The organism is Roseovarius sp. E0-M6, from assembly GCF_037083845.1.
GTDB lineage: Bacteria > Pseudomonadota > Alphaproteobacteria > Rhodobacterales > Rhodobacteraceae > Roseovarius.
The window spans coordinates 50,992-70,747 of sequence record NZ_JBAPLA010000010.1 but is presented as its reverse complement, the minus strand read 5'-3'; the positions used below and the strand labels follow the sequence as shown (position 1 = coordinate 70,747).

The window sequence follows — 19,756 nt, the reverse complement described above, 5'->3', positions numbered from 1 at the left end:
GCTGGGGAACGACAGCTGGAATGCTCGAGGCTCTGCGAAGGGCCGGGGGGCGCAGCCGCAGATTAGAGCTGGCTTCCGGCACGCCCACCCCGCGGCCCCGGTCCGCGCACCCGGGAGCCGGTGACACGCATCACAGCTTTTGCTGTCTCATTGCCCAGATGATCACCATCGCCGAAATCGACAAGAGCAAGATGGCGGCCGCCTCGATAAGGATATTTTCCGGCGCCATTTCCTTGCCCTGCAGAACGACCAGGCGCCCCACGGCCGTGATCGCTATGAATATCGGATACACGAAGACGGAATCGCGTCGGGAATAATAGACAGATACCATTCCGATCACTTCGAGATACAGGAACATCAGGAGAATATCGGCCAACAGGATGGTCCCCAGCCGATAGATGGCGAGGATCTCGAAGGCGACCGCGACCAGCGTCATTGCCACGATAACCACCAGAAGCAATCGCTCGATGACGTGAAACAGGCCGAGAGCGAACAGTTTCTCTCCGCGTCCCGACCCTAAGCCCGACTGTGCACCTTCGGGCATGCCGCTAGAGGGCGCGCCCGGTTTCTTTTCGGTGTAGCTTTCATTCATGCTTGCGAACCAAAATCATAAAACCCGTTGGGCTGCGTCAGCGTCGCTCTGAGAAACTTTCGGTGCTGCGGCTTCCGATTTGAGGCATCGCACATCACGCTCTGACCGGCATGCCTTCATTCTCTGCGGCCCTGATAGACGCCTCGTCTCGCCGGGTTCTGGATTCCGTTGCCCGAACGGGTTCGTCATTCCCACTCCGCGAAATCCGCGAGCCGGAGTAAAGATGCCGGCGCTGCGCGTCGCTGACGCCGTCGGCCTGCATCACGAGCAGCACGCTCGGGTCGCTGAGCATTTCCGCAAGGAAAAAATCCGTCAGCGTCTTGCCGGATGCCTTGTCCCTCGCATTTGCGCGTTCAAGGTCAGTCAGTGCAACGGTCAGGACCTGGGCAAGACCGGGATGTGATGTTCGCGGGTGCAGTTTCAAAAAGATAGAGGATTTCCATTGTTCTGGATCCCGCCGATCAGTTGGCGGACATTCCGCAGTTTCGAGTTCGTACGCTCCGGCTGGGAGCGTTTCATCGAGCCCCGGGACGTTGAAAGGATGGTCGAATACGGCGATCATCTTGCTGGTCAGGGTCATTGGTGCCTTCCTTCCTTGTGCGTGTCGTGGCATCTGGTTTGCGGTCAGTCGACAGTCTCGCACCCCGCCGTGACATCGTGTTTCGCAGACCTTTGGATATCGGGACTGTGCTGGAGATGTCGGTGATTCGTACCCGTAGTCCGGGTCGCTGGCGTATTTTACCATGTGCTTGAACGGTCCTGCTCCGGCCCTCGAAGTTGCTGTGGCAGGAGCGGGTCCTTTTCGGAGGCGGTCAGGCTCCCAGGCGGTTCCGCGCTTGTCACCTTTTACCCCGCGAACATGTGCCGGGTGTTGACCCAGGTTAGCGCCTGCCGGAGTTCACTCGCGCCGGCATACTGGACCATCAAGGCGAGGCCGTGCGTGACAGCATGACAAGGCACTGATCTGTGTCAGCACACGCGCCCAGCATATTGCCTATGATGTAAGCAGTTCGGGGTCTTTTCTCCCCGTCTTCGGGCGGCAGGCCGTCTTTTCCGAAAGATGCTAGGCCCACAACCTCATGAAAAGGAGTGTAAGATGGCAACGAATGCTGTTCTTGATCCGCACAACCACGATTTCGACCGATTTCTCCACGCATCCGTCGGAGAGGACCGCAAGGGCAACGGCGTGACCGTTCTTTCCGCACTGGCGCGGCTGAACCTCGATCCCTGGCAGGAGGCCCGCGACCTGGCCGCTCTCGGGCGGGGGGCCGCAGGCGTGCGCCTGGTCGCCTTGCTGTCGCGGGTGCGCGACGTGCCGGCGCTTGAGCAGGATGATGGCATGGTTGCGCAGGAACTGACCGGCCTGCTCCCGGCAAAGGCGACTGAGGCGACGGCCGGATCAGCCTCGGGGGCGAAGGGGTGGACGATGTCGACAGGACTGATCTGGACTTTGATGGCGGTCCTGTTTTTCGCCGTGCAGTTTTTGTTCACCGGCTCGTCGGGATCAGGCCAATGAAACGCGGCGCGCCGTCGGGCAGCCCCGCGAACGATACGACGAGGCCGGATGCGCCGATGTCATCGCATGATCATGCCGCGCTCTGGGACCGGGAAGAGATGTTCTGGACGAAGGGCGCAAGCAGCGCGCGTCAGATGACGTCGAAGGATGCCGTCTTTGTTTTCCCCTACCCGGCCGGGATCCTCCAGGGCGATGCGCTCTGGCGCGAAAAGGAGGTGGCACAGCGCTGGCGCTCGGTCGTGATGAGCGAGCGTCATGTTTGCATCCGGGGCGACATTGCCGTGCTCGCCTATCGGGTATCCGCCGAACGCGACGGCGGTCCGGTCTACGAGGCGCTCTGCAATTCGACCTATCTGAAGGATGACGGCCAATGGCTGCGCCTGGCGCATCAGCAGACGCCGGCAGCCTGAGCCGGGTAGGCGCGCGCCCGGCGCTGGTGAGAAAGGGCCGAGCGGAGACAGAGCAGAATTCGCAGGCTCCCGCGGCACGCTCATGTGTGCCTCGGGCTGACGGGGTCAAGCGTTGGCCCACTGTATCCCCGATGACCGCCTGCATGGGATGTGCCGGCGGCGTCAGCCTCTCAAGGCCGAGACCCTTTGCAGTGGCGGCGTGTGGTCCATCAAGGGCCATGCCGATACCGGCCAGCATGTCGGTCGCGCGCCTTCGCGCGCGGTGTGGGTTCCGGCCGGTAGCGCGACAGTCTGGATGACAGCCGTGCGACAATCTTGATCAGCCACCGAAACCGATATCGCCGACTCCGCCCAGAAGTCCGAAACCCCGCAGCAGCCAGAGGATGACCAGGATCACGACCACCACGTTCAGGATCTGCTTTATCTTTCGATCCATCGGAACATAGGTGTTGATCGCCCACAGCCCGACGCCGACGACCAGCAGGGTAATGACCAGATTGATAAGAGACATTGAATCGGGTTTCCTGTGCTCGGGTCACGCCGGGCGGGTGATGCCCAGGCGACGGTCGGTCAGCGGCCCGACCTTGCCGGGACCGCCGCTCAGTGACTGGACGAGCGGCACCGGCTGCGAAGCGTCCGGTCCGCGCCCCGCCCTAAGTCTTATGGTTCAGGATGTTATCGATCCCGACGTATATTCCATGGGTCGGGGAACGAAGTGCCTGAGCGTTCCGCCGCGTCCATCCACGTCAGGGTCTCGTTGGTGTCCCAGGCGTTGTCCTGGTTCTCGTCGAACATTTTCCACTTGCCGGCAGCGAACTCCTCGCGGCTCAGTGTGCCGTCGCTTTTGGCGTCCCACGTGTTGTACACCATGTCGCGCTTCTCTCCGGCCATGTACTCTTCGGCGGAGATTGTTCCGTTGCCGTCGGTGTCCCACGGAATGCCGCCTTCGCTTGCCATAGCCGAACCGGCGGCAAGAATTGTGGCGGTGCTGATGATCCAAATTTTCATTGAAATTTTCCTTTGTTGGGTGTCTAGGCCGGCCTCCGGCCTTGGCTATTTTCTAGCTTGGTTCATCTCGTGCCGCACTGACCCAAGTTAGCCAGGATCGAATTCGGTTTCGGCTCGCTATTGAATCCGGCGTGTTGGACGCCATCATGGAGCGACCCTCTACGACTGTTCCCCTGCCGCCAGATTGAGCAATCTCGTGGTTGTCATTTCGGATTACCGGATGGTGCAGCGGGGCCGCGGGCCACCGGTCGCGGGTGCCGCCATCATCGGCCCCCCGTCGATCTGGTTCGAGTACGACAGGCGCCGATCTGCCGTTCCTCGTCCGCCGAGCCGAGCCAGCTACGCGCGCCGAAGCTGACCTGCGTCAATGCAACCGTGCGAAGAAATTGGAAATATACCGCTTCTACTTCAAAACCCGAAAGTTCTCGTGGGTTATGACGCGGAAGTTGTCTGAGACCTTGTCGCGGAATTTCGTCCATTCCTGCGGGATGGTCTCACGCATGAATGCAAGGATGGCGTTGGCGAACTGCTTCTGGCTTGGGTAGTAGCGATTGTGGGTAACGTATTGATGCAAGACGGCCCACAGCCGCTCAATCGGATTGAGATGGGGGCAGTAGGGCGGCAGCTGGATCAGATGGATACGGCAAGCTGTCCTGGCGAGAAAGGCCCTGACATCGGGGCCCTTGTGATAGGCGGCGTTGTCCCAGATGACATGGATGATGCGCTTGTCAGGGTTGCGCGCTTCGATCTTGGTCAGAAGCTGCACGGCACTGACCCCATCAACGGTTGTGGGCTCGACAAAGGGTGCGTCGAAGGTTTCGAGGTTCACAGCCCCATGAATGTTCACACGACCGCGCCCTGCCGTGCTGAGAACCGCTGGATTTGATCCAACCTTCACCCAGCCAAATGCAGGCTTGGTCTGGTATTCCGGATGCACTGCATCGGCGAAGTAGACGGCTTCATCTGCTGGTAACTCACGCATCAGCTTCTCGTATAATGCGATGAAAGCGGCCTGCTTCTCCGCTGATGCCACGCGTGGCAGGGGCTTGGGCTTGCGGTATTCAAAGCCCAGTCGGGCCAGAAGTTTGATGCAGCCAGAATGGGAATAGTTCAGACCGCATTCAGCCGCGACATGGGCTCTGATCTCAACCTTCGAGCGACAGAAGCGCGCTTCCAGCCAAGCGCACAACGCAACCTCCTGTGCCTGCGTCATACGGGACTGACCGCCCTTCCAGCCGTCGAATGCAAGCGCATCCCAGCCATCTTGCAGGAAGGTTTTATGCCAGCCGCGGATCGTGTCGTCGTCCAGATACAGGAAGTCCGAAATCTCTTGGCAGGACTTGCCGTCGTCGAGCAGCAGGATCGCATTTGCACGACGGGCAATACCGTAGTCCTCGCGCTGGCGACGCACGCAAGCCTCAAGCTCGAGGCGGTCTGCTGAGGAAAGAAAGCCAGGGCGGATCATAGGCATAGCTGAATCGTTGCAAGCCCAGCCGTCAAGTCACAAAATTCGGCTTATGCGGGACTCGGAGTATAACGCAGTTTCCGGCCCAACAACTGTGGGCATGTATCCGAGTACCTTCATCGTGTGCGAGGCGGGCATACATGCGTTATGATCTGCCTGTCTCCGCGCGGGATTCACCCTAGCTGTCCATGAAATGAAAGTCCCGAAAACTCCCGACCAGACTACAGCCGCCGAAGAGACCCGTATGGCCAATGCCGACGACGAGACGAACCAAGCAAGTCCACGTGGCAAACCTCGCGCTTGCATGACACCATCGACCTGACAGGGGCCATCGTGCCGCGCCGGTGGTGGTTTTCATGTGAGAAACGGCCCGGTCTGATCCAGATAGGATGGATCGAACTCTGCGAGTTCGGCAAGCCGGTCATAGTCATGGAACGTGACGCGACCGTCCCGGAAAGTGACCAGCCCATTCTCGCGAAGCTGCCGCAGGACGCGGTTCACGTGGACCGCGCTCAGGCCCAAGGTGTCGGCAAGGTGATACTGCGTGAGCGGGCAGTCGTATCCTTGCTTGCCCCCCATGCCCACCAGAGCCAGCCGTGCACCCAGCTCCAGCAGGAAATGGGCCATCCGGGCTTCGGCGTCGCGCCGCCCGATACTGACGAGATGCTCCACGACCATCGCCTCATCCCGCGACGCGGCCCACAGAATAGCCGCGGCCAGCCGTGGCGTCTGATCGAAGGCTTGCAAAAGGTCCGCCGACATCACCTCGGCGGCCTGGCTGTCGACAATCGTCTCAAAGCTGTGATCCGAGGTGCGCAGCAGGACGCTGCGCAGTCCCAGGAAATCCCCGGGAACCTGGAAATCGACGATCTGGCGCGTCCCGTCGGGCTGAATCTTATAGGAGCATACCCACCCGGCCGACAGGATGTAGGTGGCTTGCCCCGATTGTCCCTCGTGCACGAGGTTGCGCCCCGCGGGGAAGGACCGGCGTCGCTGATGCAGACGCTGCAGCACCGCGAGTTCGGCCTCGGACAAGGCGACGAAACTCGAAAGCTTGCGCGTAAGCGGACTATTTGCCGTGGTGTTCATGTGCCTTTTCCTCATCGTCATCCCCGGTGGATGACCTATTCGAAAATTCTGCTGCGGTGACTGCTCTGGATCAGTCCAGCATACCTCATTTCCTGCCACAACGGGTGCGTTAAACAGGATTCGACCGACTCAAAGGTCGTTTCGCCGAAAGGATCAAGGAGTCTCCACGATGCCCGTTCAAACAGATCATGCCGGCATGGCCGCCCTCTCGATCTGCGAGGCGCTCATGCTGGCCATGAATGATCGCGATCTGCTGCCCGAGCACGAGATCATGGGGGTGCTCCGCGATGCTGCGGCGACCCACGAGAATGCCACCGGCACGGATGCCGAAACGGAATCGCACCGGGCCGTGGCCAAAATCATCAACCGAATCATCGCTGGCGGCAACTCCGTTCGCAGACCGCAGGAATGACTGGCTTGACCATAGAGGACGTGACGCGCACCATGACATCCGCGACCAGACAACGTGACACGCTGGCCCGCAGCCAGCCCAATCATCAAACCATGCAAACCGCCGAAGACACACACGAAAAGCCGGTACAATCCGGGCAACCCACCGCACAGGCCGCCGGTGACGCGCAGCAGGCGCAAGCGGACCGGGCTGATGCGCCCGCGCAGGGCCAAGACGCGCTGCGGCCCTCGGACTGGACCCGGACACTGGCAGCCTACCGACAGCCCATTCCCGCGCGCAGCGTGTTTGAATTGACCGTCACGCTGGTGCCCTTCGTCGCGATCTGGGCGGTGGCGTGGTGGCTGGTCTCGATCAGCGCGCTGTTGGCCATGGCTCTGGCACTGGCGAACGCGGCCTTCCTTGTCCGCCTGTTTATCATTCAGCACGATTGCGGGCACGGGTCGCTGTTCCGCGATCGGCGCTTGTGCGACTGGATCGGCCGCGGGCTCGGCGTGCTGACGCTGACGCCCTACGACGTCTGGCGCAAGACGCACGCGATCCACCATTCCACGACTGGCAACCTCGATCGGCGCGGTGTCGGAGACGTCCCGACCCTGACGGTCAGGGAGTATCGCGAGAAAGGATGGCTCGGCCGCGCACTTTATCGCCTTCTGCGCCATCCGGTCGTCATGTTCGGGGTGGTGCCGTTCTACCTGTTTTTCCTTCAGCACCGATTGCCGGTCTACCTGATGCGATCCGGCTGGCGCTATTGGCTGAGCGCGATGGCGACGAATGCCGCCATCGGCCTTGTCCTCGGCGTGATCATCTGGCTGGGCGGTTGGGATGTCCTGCTGTTCGTGTTCCTGCCGACGATGCTGCTGGGCGCGATCGCGGGCACCTGGTTCTTCTACGTCCAGCACCAGTTCGAGGAAACCAGCTGGGAGCACGAGGACGACTGGAACATCCAGGAAGCCGCCCTGAAGGGCAGTTCGCACTACGACCTTCCCGGCATCCTGCGCTGGATCACCGGCAATATCGGCGTCCACCACGTGCATCACCTCGCCAGCCGGATCCCGTTCTACCGTCTGGGTGAGGTGGTCAGGGACCACGACCTGCTGGCGCGTTCCAAGCGCATCACGCTTTGGCAAAGCTTCCGCTGCGCGCGGCTGCACCTGTGGGACGAGAACAGCCACAAACTTCTGTCGTTTGCCGAGGCCCGAAAACTTGCCACATGAGCCTTGTAAATTTCGCCAATGGCCGACCGTACGGGACCCCGTGTCACGCGGCACCGTCGCTGCACTTCAAAGCCATAATTGAATAGCGTCGACCGGGTCATTCTGGCCATCGGATCATCGCTAGGCGGCATCGGTCGGAGCCAGGTTGCGAGCCCGTCCTAGAAGGGGAAGAAAACGGGAATGGAAAGCACCGCCGACGTTCCGACGATCACATTCATCGGAAGGCCGATCTTGACGAAATCGGTAAACCGGTAATTCCCCGCGCCATATACCAGCGTATTGGTCTGATAACCGATGGGGGTTGCAAAGCTCGCGCTTCCGGCGAACATCACCGCCACCACGAAGGGGCGAGGGTCGACCCCGAGCTGTACGGCAAGGCCAATGGCAAGTGGCGTCACCACGACCGCCACCGCATTATTGGTGGCAGCTTCGGTGAGCATTGAAGCCAACAAATAGACGGCCGCCAGTGCCACAAGAGGTGGCAGCCCCTCCAGTGCCGGCGCTACCGCCTCGACGGCAAGGGCGACGGCCCCCGAGTGCTGCAAGCCCATGCCCACGATCAGCATCGAGAAGATGAGCACCAGGACGCCGGCGTCGATCGAAGCCCACGCTTCGTCATTGTCTATGCACCGCAGCACGAGAATCGCGGCGACGGCGATGAGGGCGAGAACGCTGATCTCGGCCACGCCGAGCGCGGCGAGCGCGACAACCGCGACGAGTGCAAGCAGGGCGAGCGGCGCCTTGCGCCGACGGAACGCACGCCCGCCTGCCTGCGTGATCGCTGCAAGATCTCCTGCCTCGGTCATGTGCGAAAATCCTTCGGCTGTCCCTTCCAGCAAAAGCTTGTCGGCGGGCCGCAGGAGTGCGGTTGACAGGTCGGGTCCAAGGCTTGTCCCATGGCGATGCGCACCGAGCACACGCATGCCGTAGCGACGCCCAATGGCAAACTGCGCGATGCGCACGCCACGACTTCGGCGCGACGGTGTCACGATGGCTTCGGCGACGACAAGCTCGGAGGCGTCCTGGACCTCTGGCCCCTGACGCAATCCGACATTCAAACCGCTGCGATTTCTAAGAGTGAGCAGCTCCGACGTGGTCACATCGGCAATGATCCTGTCGCCTTTCTCCAGAACATGCTCGTTCAAGCGCTCCCGTTTGACATTCGACCGCGTGCGAATGTTGATGACCTTCACCCCTTGTCGGTTCAGATCATCGATCCGACCGATGGGCATCCCCAGACCTTCATAGCCGTCCTGCGGACGCAACTCCGTCACAAAGGATGTCTCTCCTTCATCTCCGGGATCGGCTTGATCCTTTCGGTCAGGCAAGAGGAACGGGCCGAGAACCGAAAGGGCAACCCCGCCTGTAGCCGCGACAATCAGGCCGACCGGCGTGATTTCGAAGATCGAGAACGGCAGCATTCCGGTTTCACGGGCCACACCATCCACAAGCAGGTTGGTTGACGTGCCGAGCAAGGTGCACGTCCCGCCCAGGACCGCCATGTAGGAGAGTGGTATCAGCAGGCGCGTGGCTGCAAGGTCGAGACTTTTTGCCAAGCGAATCGCCACCGGTATGAGGACGATCACAACGGGCGTGTTGTTCATCAGGGCCGACGCCACAAGCGTTGCCAGCAGGAACACGGCGGTTCCCGCGACCGGCCGATGGCTCGCGCCGGCCACCACGCGGTTCGCGACCGCATCTAGAAGGCCGGTCCGGACCAACGCACCGCTAATGATGAACATGGCCGCAATCGTGATCGGCGCCGGATTCGAGAACGCCGCCAGAACCTTCTCAGTGGGCACCAGGCCGAAGATTATGAACAGCGCAGCCACTCCCGCGGCCGTAACGTCCGGGGCAAAGCGTTCATACACGAAACCCAAAAACAGGATCAGCAGCAGAACCAGCGCAAGGTAGGGTTGGTACCCGGTCACAAAATCAGTCAACATATTATCCTTGCCCACATGCCACGGTCCTCGTGTTCTGCCCTGTGCCGGGACCCCATAGCGTCTTCCGCATGGCAGCACTGTCGGCCGGTTTGCTCGCTGCCATCGTTTCACCTCTGCTTGGTTGTGGTTGCCGATAGAGTCAGAGAGTCAATGACGCTGGCAGAAGGTTCCCGGATTTGGCACGGTCGGGACGCACGCTTGGAAAGCACGATGCCCCGTCAGCTCATGGGCGGTCTTGCTGCTGCCGCCCGTATATCGAACTTGCGCGCACATGCCAAAGATTGTTCGCTTTCATGATCGTCTTGTCACCCGACACAGACCGGGGAGTAGCCGCCACGGCCTCGATCGGCCGCGTGGTCCCGCTCGTGATGAATGGCCCAGCCTGTTCCCGGTGGACGGAGCCCGGCCAGATCAACCGAGAGGCTGATGCAGGTAAGTGCCCGCTTTCTGCAATCGACGTAGTCTGGATATAAGAGATCGCGGAGGTCGCCGACCGGCAGTGCCCCGGGAATTGGTTCATGGCCGCCGGGGACACGGCCCGAAGGCGTTGAGCGAACACCCTGTCCCGAGAGCGGGGCCCAATTATTGATGGCGTTTGCCAATCAAGGTCGGAAAAGGCACCTTGAATCCATGATCGACAATCCCGAAAGTCTGCCCCGCGAAGCGGCCGACAGATTTACAAAGCCCTTTGCGCGTTTCCTGAAGATTGAAGCGGCATCTGGCGGTCTTCTTTTGCTGGCCGTTCTGGTGGCGATGGCCCTGGCCAACTCGCCCTGGCGAGGCGCATATCTGGCGCTGTGGGAGACACCGGTCGGCCTGAGCTTCGGTGCGCTCGACTTTACCCGGTCGTTGCGGCACTGGATCAACGACGGCCTTATGACGCTATTTTTCTTCGTGATCTCGCTTGAACTCAAGCGCGCGCTGGTCCTTGGTGAGTTGCGACATCCGCGAATGGCTGCGCTTCCCTTCGCCGCCGCCTTGGGCGGCATGGCAGTTCCGGTCGCGCTGTATCTGGCCTTGATGGTCGGGGAGCCGGGCATGCATGGCTGGGGCACGGTGATGGCGACCGATACCGCGTTCGTCATCGCATGTCTTGCCATCTTCGGGACCCGGATCCCGCCCAGCCTACGGCTGTTCCTTCTGTCATTGGCGATCTTCGATGACGTCGGTGCCGTTCTCGTCGTCGCCTTCAGCTACGGGGAGGCGATGAACTGGTCTGCGCTCGGTCTCGGGGCGCTTGGGCTCGTGGTCGTTGCCAGCGCCGCGCAACTCGGGGTGCGCCGCATCCCGGTTTACTTCCTGATGGGAGGCGCGATCTGGCTGTGCTTCGACGCGTCGGGCATCCACGCAACCATTGCCGGTGTCATTCTCGGGCTCATGACGCCGACCCGCGTCTGGGTCAGCGACACACGTCTACGCTCCATTCTCGGGGGGGTTCTCGCCTATCCAGCCGGCGCCCATTGGAGCGGCGACACCGAAGATCGCGAGGACCTGCGCCGCGCCGGCAGGGCCGTGACGGAATCGCTCTCTCCCGTTGAACGGCTCGAGATGATGCTGCACCCTTGGGTGGGCTTTGTCATCATGCCACTCTTTGCGCTGGCCAATGCCGGGATCACGATCGAGGGAGCGGATTTCGCACAGCCGGTTTCGCTGGCGATCGTCGTCGGACTGGTGCTGGGAAAACCTGTTGGGGTGTTCGGGTTCAGCTGGCTCGCGGTTCAGTTCGGTCTGGCTACCCGCGGGTCCGGCCTGTCATGGCCCTTCATCGCCGCCGGGGCGTTCCTTACAGGCATCGGCTTTACCATGTCGCTGTTCATCGCGGGCCTTGCGTTCGAGCAACCAGTCCTGGATGCGGCAAAGTTGGGCATTCTCGGCGGATCGGCACTTTCCGCGATCCTTGGCAGCTTGTTGCTGACCTGGCTCACATTGCGACCGCGATAACAGCAACGCGCAGCGAGACGCGCAGACCGCCTCCGGTTTCGATCCGCCGGAACCAAGCGCGCCTCACACAACGCCTATCCCCGGACGGACGGTCGCTCATCCTGCATCTGCCGGCGGCCCGGGGGCATTGAGCCCGGACCGGCCAGATCACCCGAGAGGCTGATACAGGTAAGTGCCCACTTTCTGGAAGCGACATAGTCTGAGCGGAAGAGATCGCGGCCATCGCCGTGCGTAACTCGACACAAGGAAAAACCGACATGAAGATGCCCAAGCTCACCACGCTCACACTCCTTGCGGCGGCCCTGTCCGCATCTTTCGCGCTCCAAGCGTGCAACACCGTGGACGGGCTGGGTGAGGACGTGTCTGCCGGGGCGGATGCCGTGTCTGACTCGGCCACCGAGAACAAGGGGTATTGAGAATGAATATCGACCAACTCAAAGTACCGGACAACCGGATGAACGGCACAACGATGCGCGATTTCGGCACACGGAGAAACGGACAATTGGATGAGACGGGATCCGGCCTTGCCACGCGCAAGATCAACCACGACTTGCGCAACATGCTGACATGTGCGCAGCTTCTGTCGGACCGGCTGGCGCAGGTCGATGACCCCACGGTGCAGCGTTTGGCTCCTAAGCTGACGGCTTCGCTGGAGCGGGCCATCGCGCTCTGCACGACATCGCGAAATTATGACAAGGCGTCGAAGGGTCTTCCGCAACGGCAGCGGCTCTCACTGGCACCGTTGGTCAACGAGGTCGCGAACACGCTTGATCTCGACCATGGCGATATCGGTTGGAAAAACAATGTTTTGGCCACCGTCGAGATCGACGCCGACCCGGATGATCTCTTCCGCGTCCTCCTCAACCTTTGCGGCAACGCCATTCTGGCGCTGGAGGGCCCAGGCTTTCGATACAAGGAGATCCGGGTCGATGCCCGGCATAATGGGGCCGGTTGTACCATCGACGTGCGCGATACCGGCCTTGGCGTGCCGGAGACTGCGCAGAAGCATCTGTTCCAGTCTTCCCAAGGGGCGACCCGGCCCAACGGCTCAGGATCCGGTCTCGGGCTTGCGATTGCGGCAGATCTTGTCCGCGCTCATGGCGGAGACATCAGTCTCGTTCACGGCCTCGCTGAAGGCGCGTGCTTCCGCGTTACCATCCCAGATACACCAGCCGCGGCCGAAAGTAACGCGGCGGCGATGGTTGAAGCGCCAAGGGCGGTTGCGGCGGAGTGATGGTGTCTGCCGGGCCTGTGGCCCGGGCCCGTTTGAACTTTCCGTGCCTCCCGGACTGTAAATCAGTCACAGAAGATTCACGCCATCGCTGTTTGCTTTGTGCTTAACCTTGCGCGCTCCACATCCGATAACGTCCCTGCCCGGTCACCTCGCGAACCAGACCTCGTGCTTCCATCCAGGCAAGGTTACGCTGGACGGTCGCTCGACTGGCACCGGGTAGAGGACATTCGCGTCGAACAGGACCGTGTACTGGCTCATTTCGAGCCATAGCCCATGTCCTGCTCTTGTGCATCAGCGGCCAGTTGATCGAGGACGGCTTCGCGCTCGTTGTCGATTGCGGCCTTGTACGACATGACGTCTTCCATGCGGACGCGACGATGCTTGCCGACCTTTCGATGCGGGATACTGCCATCCTCAAGCAACTTGATCAGAAACGGCCGCGACACATTCAGCACCTCTGCCGCCTGGACCGTCGAGAGCTCGGCATTTTCGGGGATGATGGTGACGCCGCGGCCGGCTGCCATCGCTTCGAGGATCTCCATGAGCAGCGCGACAACGCCTGCTGGAAGTTCGACCGGTTCCATCTGCTCCGCATCTGTAACGCGAAATTTCAACGGTCCTCGTGCTGCTGCAAAGCGCGACAGGGCCTGTCCCGAGACGCGCGCGATCGCAGCGTCCTGAGGGGTCGGTGGAAGATGCCGGTGTCCCAACATGTTCATGGTGGTCTCCTCTCCGTTTTCTGCTGTTTACCACCATATATGAAATAAGTGCAACAAGTGCATTAAGTGTATGCGGTTTTCTTCACGCCCTACTGGCGCAGCCTTCAGTTCGTAGTGCGCCACATCCGATATCGTCCCTGCCCGGTCATCTCGCGGACCAGACCCTGCGCTTCCATCCAGGCGAGGTTGCGCTGGACGGCGGCGCGGCTGGCACCGGTCAGAGTCTCTCCCATCGGAGCGGAGACGAGAGGCCATTCGGTCAGAACAGCGCGCAAGGTGCGCGGGGTCTTGCCCGAGAGTGGGGTCATCTCGGTTTCCGCCCTCGCTGACCATGCCTCGATATCGTCGAGGTGCCGCATTGCGGTCAGACATCCGGTCTCCATCCCGTCAAGCCAGCGCGCCAGACGGTCAGCGGGTGGGCCGCCGGCGCGCAGCCCCCCTGCCCCGCCCATGGCCATAGGCGCAAAGACTGCGCCGCTCTCCTCGCTGGCCGCGATCCGCGCGGCCGTGACTGCCGCTTCCATTAGGTCGCCCTGCTGCCCGAAGCATCGCGCGCTGCGTTACAATTGCGCTCTGCCTGATGATCTGCGACCAAGGCGCATGCTGACAATTTCTGGGATCACTTACGCGATCGGTGGCCAGCCCCTGTTTCAGGCGGCATCAGCCGATATACCCGCAGGCCACAAGGTTGGGCTGGTTGGCCGGAACGGTACGGGCAAGACGACGTTGTTTCGATTGATCCGGGGTGAATTGCCGCTTGAAAGCGGCCAGATTGATTTGCCTGTCAATTGTCGGATCGGCAGCGTCGATCAAGAGGTCCCGTCGAGTGACCGCAGCTTGCTGGATACCGTTCTGGATGCTGACACCGAACGTGCCGCCCTGATGGCCGAGGCGGAAACGGCCACGGACCCGATGCGCATCGCCGATGTCCATACAAGGCTTGCCGATATCGACGCATGGTCGGCGGAGGCACGCGCCAGCACGATCCTGAAAGGTTTGGGGTTTGACGGCGATGCACAACAACGTGCCTGCTCGGAGTTTTCGGGCGGCTGGCGCATGCGCGTAGCCTTGGCGGGTATATTGTTTGCACGCCCTGATTTATTGTTGCTGGATGAACCAACAAACTATCTGGACCTCGAGGGGGCGATTTGGCTCGAAAGCTATCTGCAGACATATCCCCATACCGTGATCATCATCAGCCATGACCGCGCTTTACTGAACAATGCCGTGGGTGCGATCCTGCATGTCGAGGATCACAAGCTGACTTATTTCCAAGGGCCATATGATCAATTCACCCGCCAAAGACAGGAACAACGCGCGGTGCAGGCCGCGCAGGCGCGCAAATACGAACAGCGTCGTGCGCATTTGCAGGGCTTTGTGGATCGGTTCCGCTATCAGGCGAACAAGGCCAAGCAAGCGCAGTCGCGGGTGAAAATGCTGGACAAGATGACCACCATTGCCGCGCCAGATGCCTTGAAATCGCAGGTTCTGACTTTTCCTACGCCAGAGGAACTGTCACCGCCGATCGTCAATCTCGACAATGCTGCCGTGGGTTATGACGGCCCGCCGGTGCTGCAACGGCTGAATCTACGAATTGATCAGGATGACCGCATCGCTTTGCTGGGCCGCAATGGCGAAGGCAAATCAACCTTTGCCAAACTGCTAGCCGAAAAACTGCCGCTTTGCGCCGGGGCAGTGACCCGCGCGGCAAAGCTGCGCGTCGGCTATTTCGCGCAGCACCAAATTGATGAGCTTGACCCCGATGCCACGCCTTTGCAGCATCTGACCAAAGCGCGCCCCGATGCCACCAAGGCCTGGGCGCGGTCGCGTCTGGCTGGTTTCGGCCTGACTGCCGAACAGGTCGACACCCCTGCTCAGCAATTATCAGGCGGCGAAAAGGCACGGCTGTCGCTTCTGCTGGCCACACTTGATGCGCCGCATCTATTGATCTTGGACGAGCCGACAAACCACCTTGATATCGAAGGTCGTGATGCGCTGGTCGAGGCCCTGACGCAATATACCGGCGCAATCATCCTTGTCAGCCACGACATGCATTTGCTGGGTCTGGTCGCGGACCGGCTCTGGCTTGTGCAAGGCGGCTCGGTGGCGCCATACGAGGATGATCTGGACGCCTACCGCGATCAGATGCTGCACGCCCCCAACGCGCCAGTGGAAAGACCCAAAGTCGCAGCACCCACGCGCCTTTCACGGGGCGAGATCACGGCGCTGCGTGCCCGTGTCCGCAAATGCGAAAGTCGCCTCGCCAAGCTGAACGAGATGCGCGATCAACTGGCGGTGAAATTGTCGGACCCTGCGCTGTATGAGGCAGACATGGGAACACAGGCCGAGACTTGGCAAAAGAAATATGCCGAAGTGATGGAGGGCATCGCACGGGCTGAAGACCTTTGGACCGACGCGGTGGAAGAACTGGAACAGGCATTAGCGCAGACGCAATAGCCACATGCATCCTTTTGGAAGGCTTTCGAGGAAGACCCCAGCGGTTCGGCTCTCATGCAAGGACCGGTCCCCAACATTGGCCGGGACATGTCAGGTCCAGATCTTCGGGTCGGATGCCGACGGTCACAGCATCATCGGCGCTGGTCAACCGTGCGACCAACGCCACAGCACCGGTGCCGTTTGCTGCAATGGTCCAGCCTGTGCCGGACAGCGCCAGCAAACCGCCCGACGCGCTGGCGCGGCCGTTGAACAGATTCATGGCGGGGCTGCCGATGGTCTGCGCCACGTAAAGGCTGGCCGCTTCAAATCATCGAATGCAAGTTACTAACCGTTGGCCGCCAGCAAACTTGCCAACTGATCACGCGCTGCTTCGATCATGACAGACACATCCATGTGTCTCTGTGTCCCATCACTGCTCCGAGACAGGCGCCTACCGGTGAGCGGCGGTACCGGGCGACCTTCGACAACGACTTCATAGTGGAGATGCGGTCCCGTGGATGTGCCTGTCGATCCGACATGACCAATTTCACGACCGGCAGGGATCCGGTGGTCAACTTCCAGCGTTTCGTTCACCGCGCTCAAATGGGCATAGACAGTCTGGATGCCTTGCGCGTGCTCAATCTCGATCATCAACCCGTAACCGCTTCGACGTCCGATGAAGGAAACGCGGCCAGACTGTGTCGCATGGACCGTGGCGCCTTCTTCGGCGGCAAAATCCACACCTTCATGCATCCGCACATTGCCGTGGACCGGATGCTGGCGCATTCCAAACGCCGAGCTGAGGCGTGCGCCCTTGATTGGTTGAACGAAGGTGAGTAGCGCTCGTCCATCCTTGAAGACATGGGTTTGTCTGGATTCGTCGCCCGGCCAAACGACCTCATACCTCTCGTCGCCCAGGTCGAGTTCAACGAAGTCGATCATCGGCTCACCTATGACACGATCATCCAGACGGTTTTCACGCCAGACCACGCGCAGATGCTCGCCCCCGACGAGTTCGCGCTGCAAATCCAGCGTACCGGCGAAAACCAGCTCCAGATCGGTGGCGAACCTGGTCGGAATATCAGCCTTGTCCAAGGCCGCATATATGGAACTTTTGATCTCTGTTTCGGCAGCTTGACGCATGGTCTCGAGTTCAGGTGGCAGCACACTGACGGACGGCGCTTCTCCAAAAACCGCCTGAATACTGACCCCGTTGTCGATTTCCAGCGTTGCCAGGCGCGGCAATCCATCTCGTTGGAGTTCGAGATCAAGCCGATGGCCCGGTTTCAGTTTCCTGAGATCGAATTCGGACCCGATCGCATCGGACACGACAGCACGGGTGGCGGTATCGAGGCCTGCCTTGGCAAGGAGGACGTCAAGGTTTTCCCCGGAGCTTACGACGCGGGACCATGTGACATGCTCTTCGTCCAAAGGCCGCAGGCCCCGAGCCCCCTCTCCGAGGGATACGTCCCGCGACAGTGCCTGTTCCTTGGCATCTGTTTCGAATGGCGTATCGAGATCTTGCAATCCGGCAGACGGAGCGCCGATAGGCACTACGAGAGTTTGCGCTTGCCGCACCTCTCGAACTGTCAGGATCGCTCCGACACAGACAATAGAAGCCAGTGCGGTCCAATATCTTAATCTCATGGGGATTTCCTGACCGCTGCTGTTTTCTTGTTGTTTGGGGCCTTCGCTTGGCGGAGATGTACCACGCCCAAACCCATTGACCTGCAAGCAAGCATCATCGGACCAGATGAACAAGCTTGATCGACGTGTAAAACAATAGCGATGCCTGCAATGCCCCGTAACCATTCGGCAAAACTGTACCAACCTGTCTGCAGGACATATGATCTGGAAAGTGATTAAAGTTGGTGGCCAAGGTCACGCGCATTCACCCCCACCCGGTCCCGAACGCGCAGTCAGGTTGACGTTACCTGGAATGCCGCTTAATTCTCGACAAGCGTCACCCTTGGGAGGCGCATGAACGAGCAGGCTGGTGCCGGCGCGTCGCAACGTTCAAGTTGCTACCACAATGGCCCTCCGACCCTGCTCATTGCTGCAAGTCGACACTGGAAGGGTTGAAGACCCGAACATTAGCACGACCAGGTTCTGCTTGCCGCCTATCCGCAACACGGAAAGGAACTCGGCATGACAGCGAAGGAATTTTCATTCGATATCGAGGCGCGCAATCGCATGCTGATCGGTGTCGACATACTGGCCCGCGCAGTGGGCGTCACACTCGGTCCCAGAGGACGAAACGTCGTCCTCGAGAACGGTGCATCCCCGCCCCACATCACCAAAGACGGCGACACGGTCGCGCGCAGCTTCGAGCTGGAGGACCGCTTTCAAAACATGGGCGCCCAGATGGTCAAGGAAGTGGCCAGCCGCACCAACAGCGAAGCCGGCGATGGCACCAGCACGGCGACCGTACTCGCCCAGGCGATGTTGCATGAAGGTGTGAAACTGGTGGCAGGCGGGGCGAACCCCATGGACGTGAAACGAGGCATTGACCGCGCCGCCAGTGCAACGGTCACGGCGCTTCACGCTGCGGCTCAACCGGTGGGGGGACAAAGCGATATTGCAAAGGTCGGAACCATTTCTGCCAATGGAGAGGCCGATATCGGGACGCAAATCGCAGAGGCAATGGATCAGGTCGGGCCCGATGGCGTCATCACGATCGGTGACAATCCTGGTCTTGCGACAGAAATCGAGATCGTCGAGGGTATGCAGTTCGCGGGCGGGTATCTAAGCCCACATTTCGTAACAGACTCTGAAACATCCACTGTTTCATTCGAGAGTGCCCTTATCCTTCTCCACGATGGAAAACTCTCCTCGCTTCAGCCTCTCTTGCCGATCCTGGAAGCCGTGACCCAATCCGGTCCGCCATTGCTGATTATCGCCGAGGATGTAGAGGGCGAGGCCCTGTCCGCACTGGTTGTTAACAAGCTGCGCGCCGGTTTGAAGGTGGCGGCCGTCAAGGCTCCGGGCTTTGGAGATCATCGCAAGGCCCTGCTCGAGGACATTGCAACCGTCACTGGCGGCCAGGTTGTCAGCCGCGACCTTGGCATGACGGTGAAGGCAGCCAATCTCGAGATGCTGGGCAATGTGCGGCAGGTCAAGATCACGCGCGACGCAACCACCCTGATTGGCGGCACGGGTGAGCCAGACGCGATTGCGGCGCGGGTCACACAGCTGCGCAGTGAGTTGGAGACGGCCTCCTCGGATCGCGAAACAGAGCTGTTGCGCGAACGGCTGGCAAAGCTGGCCGGTGGCGTCGCCATAATTCATGTCGGTGGGATGTCGGAAACCGAGGTGCGGGAGCGCAAGGACCGGGTTGAGGACGCCCTGAACGCGACACGGGCCGCTGTTGAGGAGGGTGTCACCACGGGAGGTGGTGTCGCACTGATCCGAGCGGGGCGGATCCTGCAGGATCTCAGCGGCGATAATGCGGATGAAAATGCCGGTATTTCCCTGGTGCGGCGGGCGTTGTGCGCACCGCTCATCAGGATTGCGGACAATGCCGGGTTCGACGGAACCTTTGTGATCGGCAAGATACAGGACGCCGAGACCGACACGTTCGGCTTCGACGCAGCAAATAATGACTACGGCGATCTCGTGGAACGTGGCATCATTGATCCTGTGAAGGTTGTCCGGGTCGCGTTCGAGAATGCGTGTTCGGTGGCCGGGGCAATGATCACGGCGCAGGTCGCTATCGCCGATGCCGTATCGGATGCCGAGACGGCGGAAATGGCGTGATCCGTCGGGCGGGTTTGC

At 60.8% G+C, this 19,756-nt stretch carries 19 protein-coding genes and 1 pseudogene; 9 read left to right on the top strand and 11 right to left on the bottom strand.

Going from position 1 to position 19,756, the window contains the following annotated elements; genetic code table 11:
- Nucleotides 1–130: 130 nt before the first annotated feature.
- On the bottom strand, nt 131–592 hold the full coding sequence (locus tag V8359_RS18460) for a phosphate-starvation-inducible protein PsiE (protein ID WP_336430586.1): 462 nt from the start codon (nt 590–592) through the stop codon (nt 131–133).
- A gap of 94 nt (nt 593–686) precedes the next feature.
- Complete coding sequence (locus tag V8359_RS18455; RefSeq protein WP_336430585.1) at nt 687–1,172, bottom strand: hypothetical protein; 486 nt, start codon at nt 1,170–1,172, stop codon at nt 687–689.
- A 516-nt stretch (nt 1,173–1,688) separates the two neighbouring features.
- Here V8359_RS18455 and V8359_RS18450 point away from each other — a divergent pair.
- Both V8359_RS18450 and V8359_RS18445 read left to right on the top strand, forming a co-directional pair.
- Nucleotides 1,689–2,108 carry a hypothetical protein gene (locus tag V8359_RS18450; protein WP_336430584.1) on the top strand — a complete coding sequence of 140 codons (420 nt, stop codon included), beginning with the start codon at nt 1,689–1,691 and terminating at the stop codon, nt 2,106–2,108.
- Nucleotides 2,105–2,518, top strand: coding sequence for a DUF4440 domain-containing protein (locus V8359_RS18445; RefSeq protein WP_336430583.1), 414 nt, complete (start codon nt 2,105–2,107; stop codon nt 2,516–2,518). Before V8359_RS18450 ends, V8359_RS18445 begins: the two co-directional genes overlap by 4 nt.
- Before the next feature lie 319 nt (nt 2,519–2,837).
- Here the strand turns inward: V8359_RS18445 and V8359_RS18440 are convergent, their stop codons facing one another.
- The 4 genes from V8359_RS18440 to V8359_RS18425 form a co-directional block, all read right to left on the bottom strand.
- Nucleotides 2,838–3,029 (bottom strand): Thivi_2564 family membrane protein, encoded by a 192-nt coding sequence (locus V8359_RS18440; RefSeq protein ID WP_336430582.1) that lies wholly within the window; start codon nt 3,027–3,029, stop codon nt 2,838–2,840.
- Between the two features lie 164 nt (nt 3,030–3,193).
- Nucleotides 3,194–3,526: a hypothetical protein gene (locus V8359_RS18435; protein WP_336430580.1), complete on the bottom strand. Its 333-nt coding sequence runs from the start codon at nt 3,524–3,526 to the stop codon at nt 3,194–3,196.
- 403 nt (nt 3,527–3,929) lie between these two features.
- Nucleotides 3,930–4,997, bottom strand: a complete 1,068-nt coding sequence (locus tag V8359_RS18430; protein WP_442970406.1) for an IS630 family transposase — start codon at nt 4,995–4,997, stop codon at nt 3,930–3,932.
- A 348-nt stretch (nt 4,998–5,345) separates the two neighbouring features.
- A complete protein-coding gene (locus tag V8359_RS18425; protein WP_336430579.1) occupies nt 5,346–6,080 on the bottom strand; it encodes a Crp/Fnr family transcriptional regulator in 735 nt (244 codons plus the stop codon).
- 169 nt (nt 6,081–6,249) lie between these two features.
- Here V8359_RS18425 and V8359_RS18420 point away from each other — a divergent pair, with 169 nt between their 5' ends.
- Together V8359_RS18420 and V8359_RS18415 are read left to right on the top strand one after the other, a co-directional pair.
- Nucleotides 6,250–6,492 carry a hypothetical protein gene (locus V8359_RS18420; protein WP_336430577.1) on the top strand — a complete coding sequence of 81 codons (243 nt, stop codon included), beginning with the start codon at nt 6,250–6,252 and terminating at the stop codon, nt 6,490–6,492.
- A 5-nt stretch (nt 6,493–6,497) separates the two neighbouring features.
- Nucleotides 6,498–7,706 carry a fatty acid desaturase gene (locus V8359_RS18415; protein WP_336430576.1) on the top strand — a complete coding sequence of 403 codons (1,209 nt, stop codon included), beginning with the start codon at nt 6,498–6,500 and terminating at the stop codon, nt 7,704–7,706.
- A gap of 158 nt (nt 7,707–7,864) precedes the next feature.
- On the opposite strand, the gene V8359_RS18410 is transcribed toward V8359_RS18415, so the two are convergent.
- Entirely contained in the window at nt 7,865–9,652 is a 1,788-nt protein-coding gene (locus tag V8359_RS18410; RefSeq protein ID WP_336430597.1) for an SLC13 family permease, read from the bottom strand.
- Nucleotides 9,653–10,282: 630 nt separating this feature from the next.
- On the opposite strand from V8359_RS18410, the gene nhaA reads away from it, so the two are divergent.
- The 3 genes from nhaA (at nt 10,283) to V8359_RS18395 (ending at nt 12,827) form a co-directional block, all read left to right on the top strand.
- On the top strand, nt 10,283–11,593 hold the full coding sequence (gene nhaA, locus V8359_RS18405; RefSeq protein ID WP_336430575.1) for a Na+/H+ antiporter NhaA: 1,311 nt from the start codon (nt 10,283–10,285) through the stop codon (nt 11,591–11,593).
- Between the two features lie 257 nt (nt 11,594–11,850).
- The gene (locus V8359_RS18400; protein WP_268956542.1) at nt 11,851–12,009 is read left to right on the top strand and encodes an entericidin, EcnA/B family; all 159 of its coding nucleotides are present in this window, start codon (nt 11,851–11,853) and stop codon (nt 12,007–12,009) included.
- A 2-nt stretch (nt 12,010–12,011) separates the two neighbouring features.
- The gene (locus V8359_RS18395) at nt 12,012–12,827 is read left to right on the top strand and encodes a sensor histidine kinase (protein ID WP_268956543.1); all 816 of its coding nucleotides are present in this window, start codon (nt 12,012–12,014) and stop codon (nt 12,825–12,827) included.
- Between the two features lie 254 nt (nt 12,828–13,081).
- Here V8359_RS18395 and V8359_RS18390 read toward each other — a convergent pair whose 3' ends face one another.
- Complete coding sequence (locus V8359_RS18390) at nt 13,082–13,546, bottom strand: helix-turn-helix domain-containing protein (RefSeq protein WP_336430574.1); 465 nt, start codon at nt 13,544–13,546, stop codon at nt 13,082–13,084.
- A gap of 104 nt (nt 13,547–13,650) precedes the next feature.
- Nucleotides 13,651–14,088 (bottom strand): annotated as a pseudogene (locus V8359_RS18385) (hypothetical protein); the annotation flags it as partial.
- 58 nt (nt 14,089–14,146) lie between these two features.
- Between V8359_RS18385 and V8359_RS18380 the strand changes: the two are divergent.
- Nucleotides 14,147–16,003, top strand: coding sequence for an ABC-F family ATP-binding cassette domain-containing protein (locus tag V8359_RS18380; RefSeq protein ID WP_336430573.1), 1,857 nt, complete (start codon nt 14,147–14,149; stop codon nt 16,001–16,003).
- Between the two features lie 52 nt (nt 16,004–16,055).
- On the opposite strand, the gene V8359_RS18375 is transcribed toward V8359_RS18380, so the two are convergent.
- A complete protein-coding gene (locus V8359_RS18375; protein WP_336430572.1) occupies nt 16,056–16,262 on the bottom strand; it encodes a hypothetical protein in 207 nt (68 codons plus the stop codon).
- Between the two features lie 65 nt (nt 16,263–16,327).
- Complete coding sequence (locus V8359_RS18370) at nt 16,328–17,743, bottom strand: M23 family metallopeptidase (protein WP_336430571.1); 1,416 nt, start codon at nt 17,741–17,743, stop codon at nt 16,328–16,330.
- Between the two features lie 387 nt (nt 17,744–18,130).
- Between V8359_RS18370 and groL the strand changes: the two genes are divergently transcribed.
- Entirely contained in the window at nt 18,131–19,738 is a 1,608-nt protein-coding gene (gene groL / locus V8359_RS18365) for a chaperonin GroEL (protein ID WP_336430570.1), read from the top strand.
- The last annotated feature ends 18 nt before the right edge of the window (nt 19,739–19,756 follow it).

Coding starts and splice junctions, on each gene's coding strand:
- V8359_RS18460 (WP_336430586.1), bottom strand. CDS start 592: ATGAATGAAAGCTACACCGAAAAGAAACCGGGCGCGCCCTCTAGCGGC.
- V8359_RS18455 (WP_336430585.1), bottom strand. CDS start 1,172: ATGACCCTGACCAGCAAGATGATCGCCGTATTCGACCATCCTTTCAAC.
- V8359_RS18450 (WP_336430584.1), top strand. CDS start 1,689: ATGGCAACGAATGCTGTTCTTGATCCGCACAACCACGATTTCGACCGA.
- V8359_RS18445 (WP_336430583.1), top strand. CDS start 2,105: ATGAAACGCGGCGCGCCGTCGGGCAGCCCCGCGAACGATACGACGAGG.
- V8359_RS18440 (WP_336430582.1), bottom strand. CDS start 3,029: ATGTCTCTTATCAATCTGGTCATTACCCTGCTGGTCGTCGGCGTCGGG.
- V8359_RS18435 (WP_336430580.1), bottom strand. CDS start 3,526: ATGAAAATTTGGATCATCAGCACCGCCACAATTCTTGCCGCCGGTTCG.
- V8359_RS18430 (WP_442970406.1), bottom strand. CDS start 4,997: ATGCCTATGATCCGCCCTGGCTTTCTTTCCTCAGCAGACCGCCTCGAG.
- V8359_RS18425 (WP_336430579.1), bottom strand. CDS start 6,080: ATGAACACCACGGCAAATAGTCCGCTTACGCGCAAGCTTTCGAGTTTC.
- V8359_RS18420 (WP_336430577.1), top strand. CDS start 6,250: ATGCCCGTTCAAACAGATCATGCCGGCATGGCCGCCCTCTCGATCTGC.
- V8359_RS18410 (WP_336430597.1), bottom strand. CDS start 9,652: ATGTTGACTGATTTTGTGACCGGGTACCAACCCTACCTTGCGCTGGTT.
- nhaA (WP_336430575.1), top strand. CDS start 10,283: ATGATCGACAATCCCGAAAGTCTGCCCCGCGAAGCGGCCGACAGATTT.
- V8359_RS18400 (WP_268956542.1), top strand. CDS start 11,851: ATGAAGATGCCCAAGCTCACCACGCTCACACTCCTTGCGGCGGCCCTG.
- V8359_RS18395 (WP_268956543.1), top strand. CDS start 12,012: ATGAATATCGACCAACTCAAAGTACCGGACAACCGGATGAACGGCACA.
- V8359_RS18390 (WP_336430574.1), bottom strand. CDS start 13,546: ATGAACATGTTGGGACACCGGCATCTTCCACCGACCCCTCAGGACGCT.
- V8359_RS18380 (WP_336430573.1), top strand. CDS start 14,147: ATGCTGACAATTTCTGGGATCACTTACGCGATCGGTGGCCAGCCCCTG.
- V8359_RS18375 (WP_336430572.1), bottom strand. CDS start 16,262: ATGAATCTGTTCAACGGCCGCGCCAGCGCGTCGGGCGGTTTGCTGGCG.
- groL (WP_336430570.1), top strand. CDS start 18,131: ATGACAGCGAAGGAATTTTCATTCGATATCGAGGCGCGCAATCGCATG.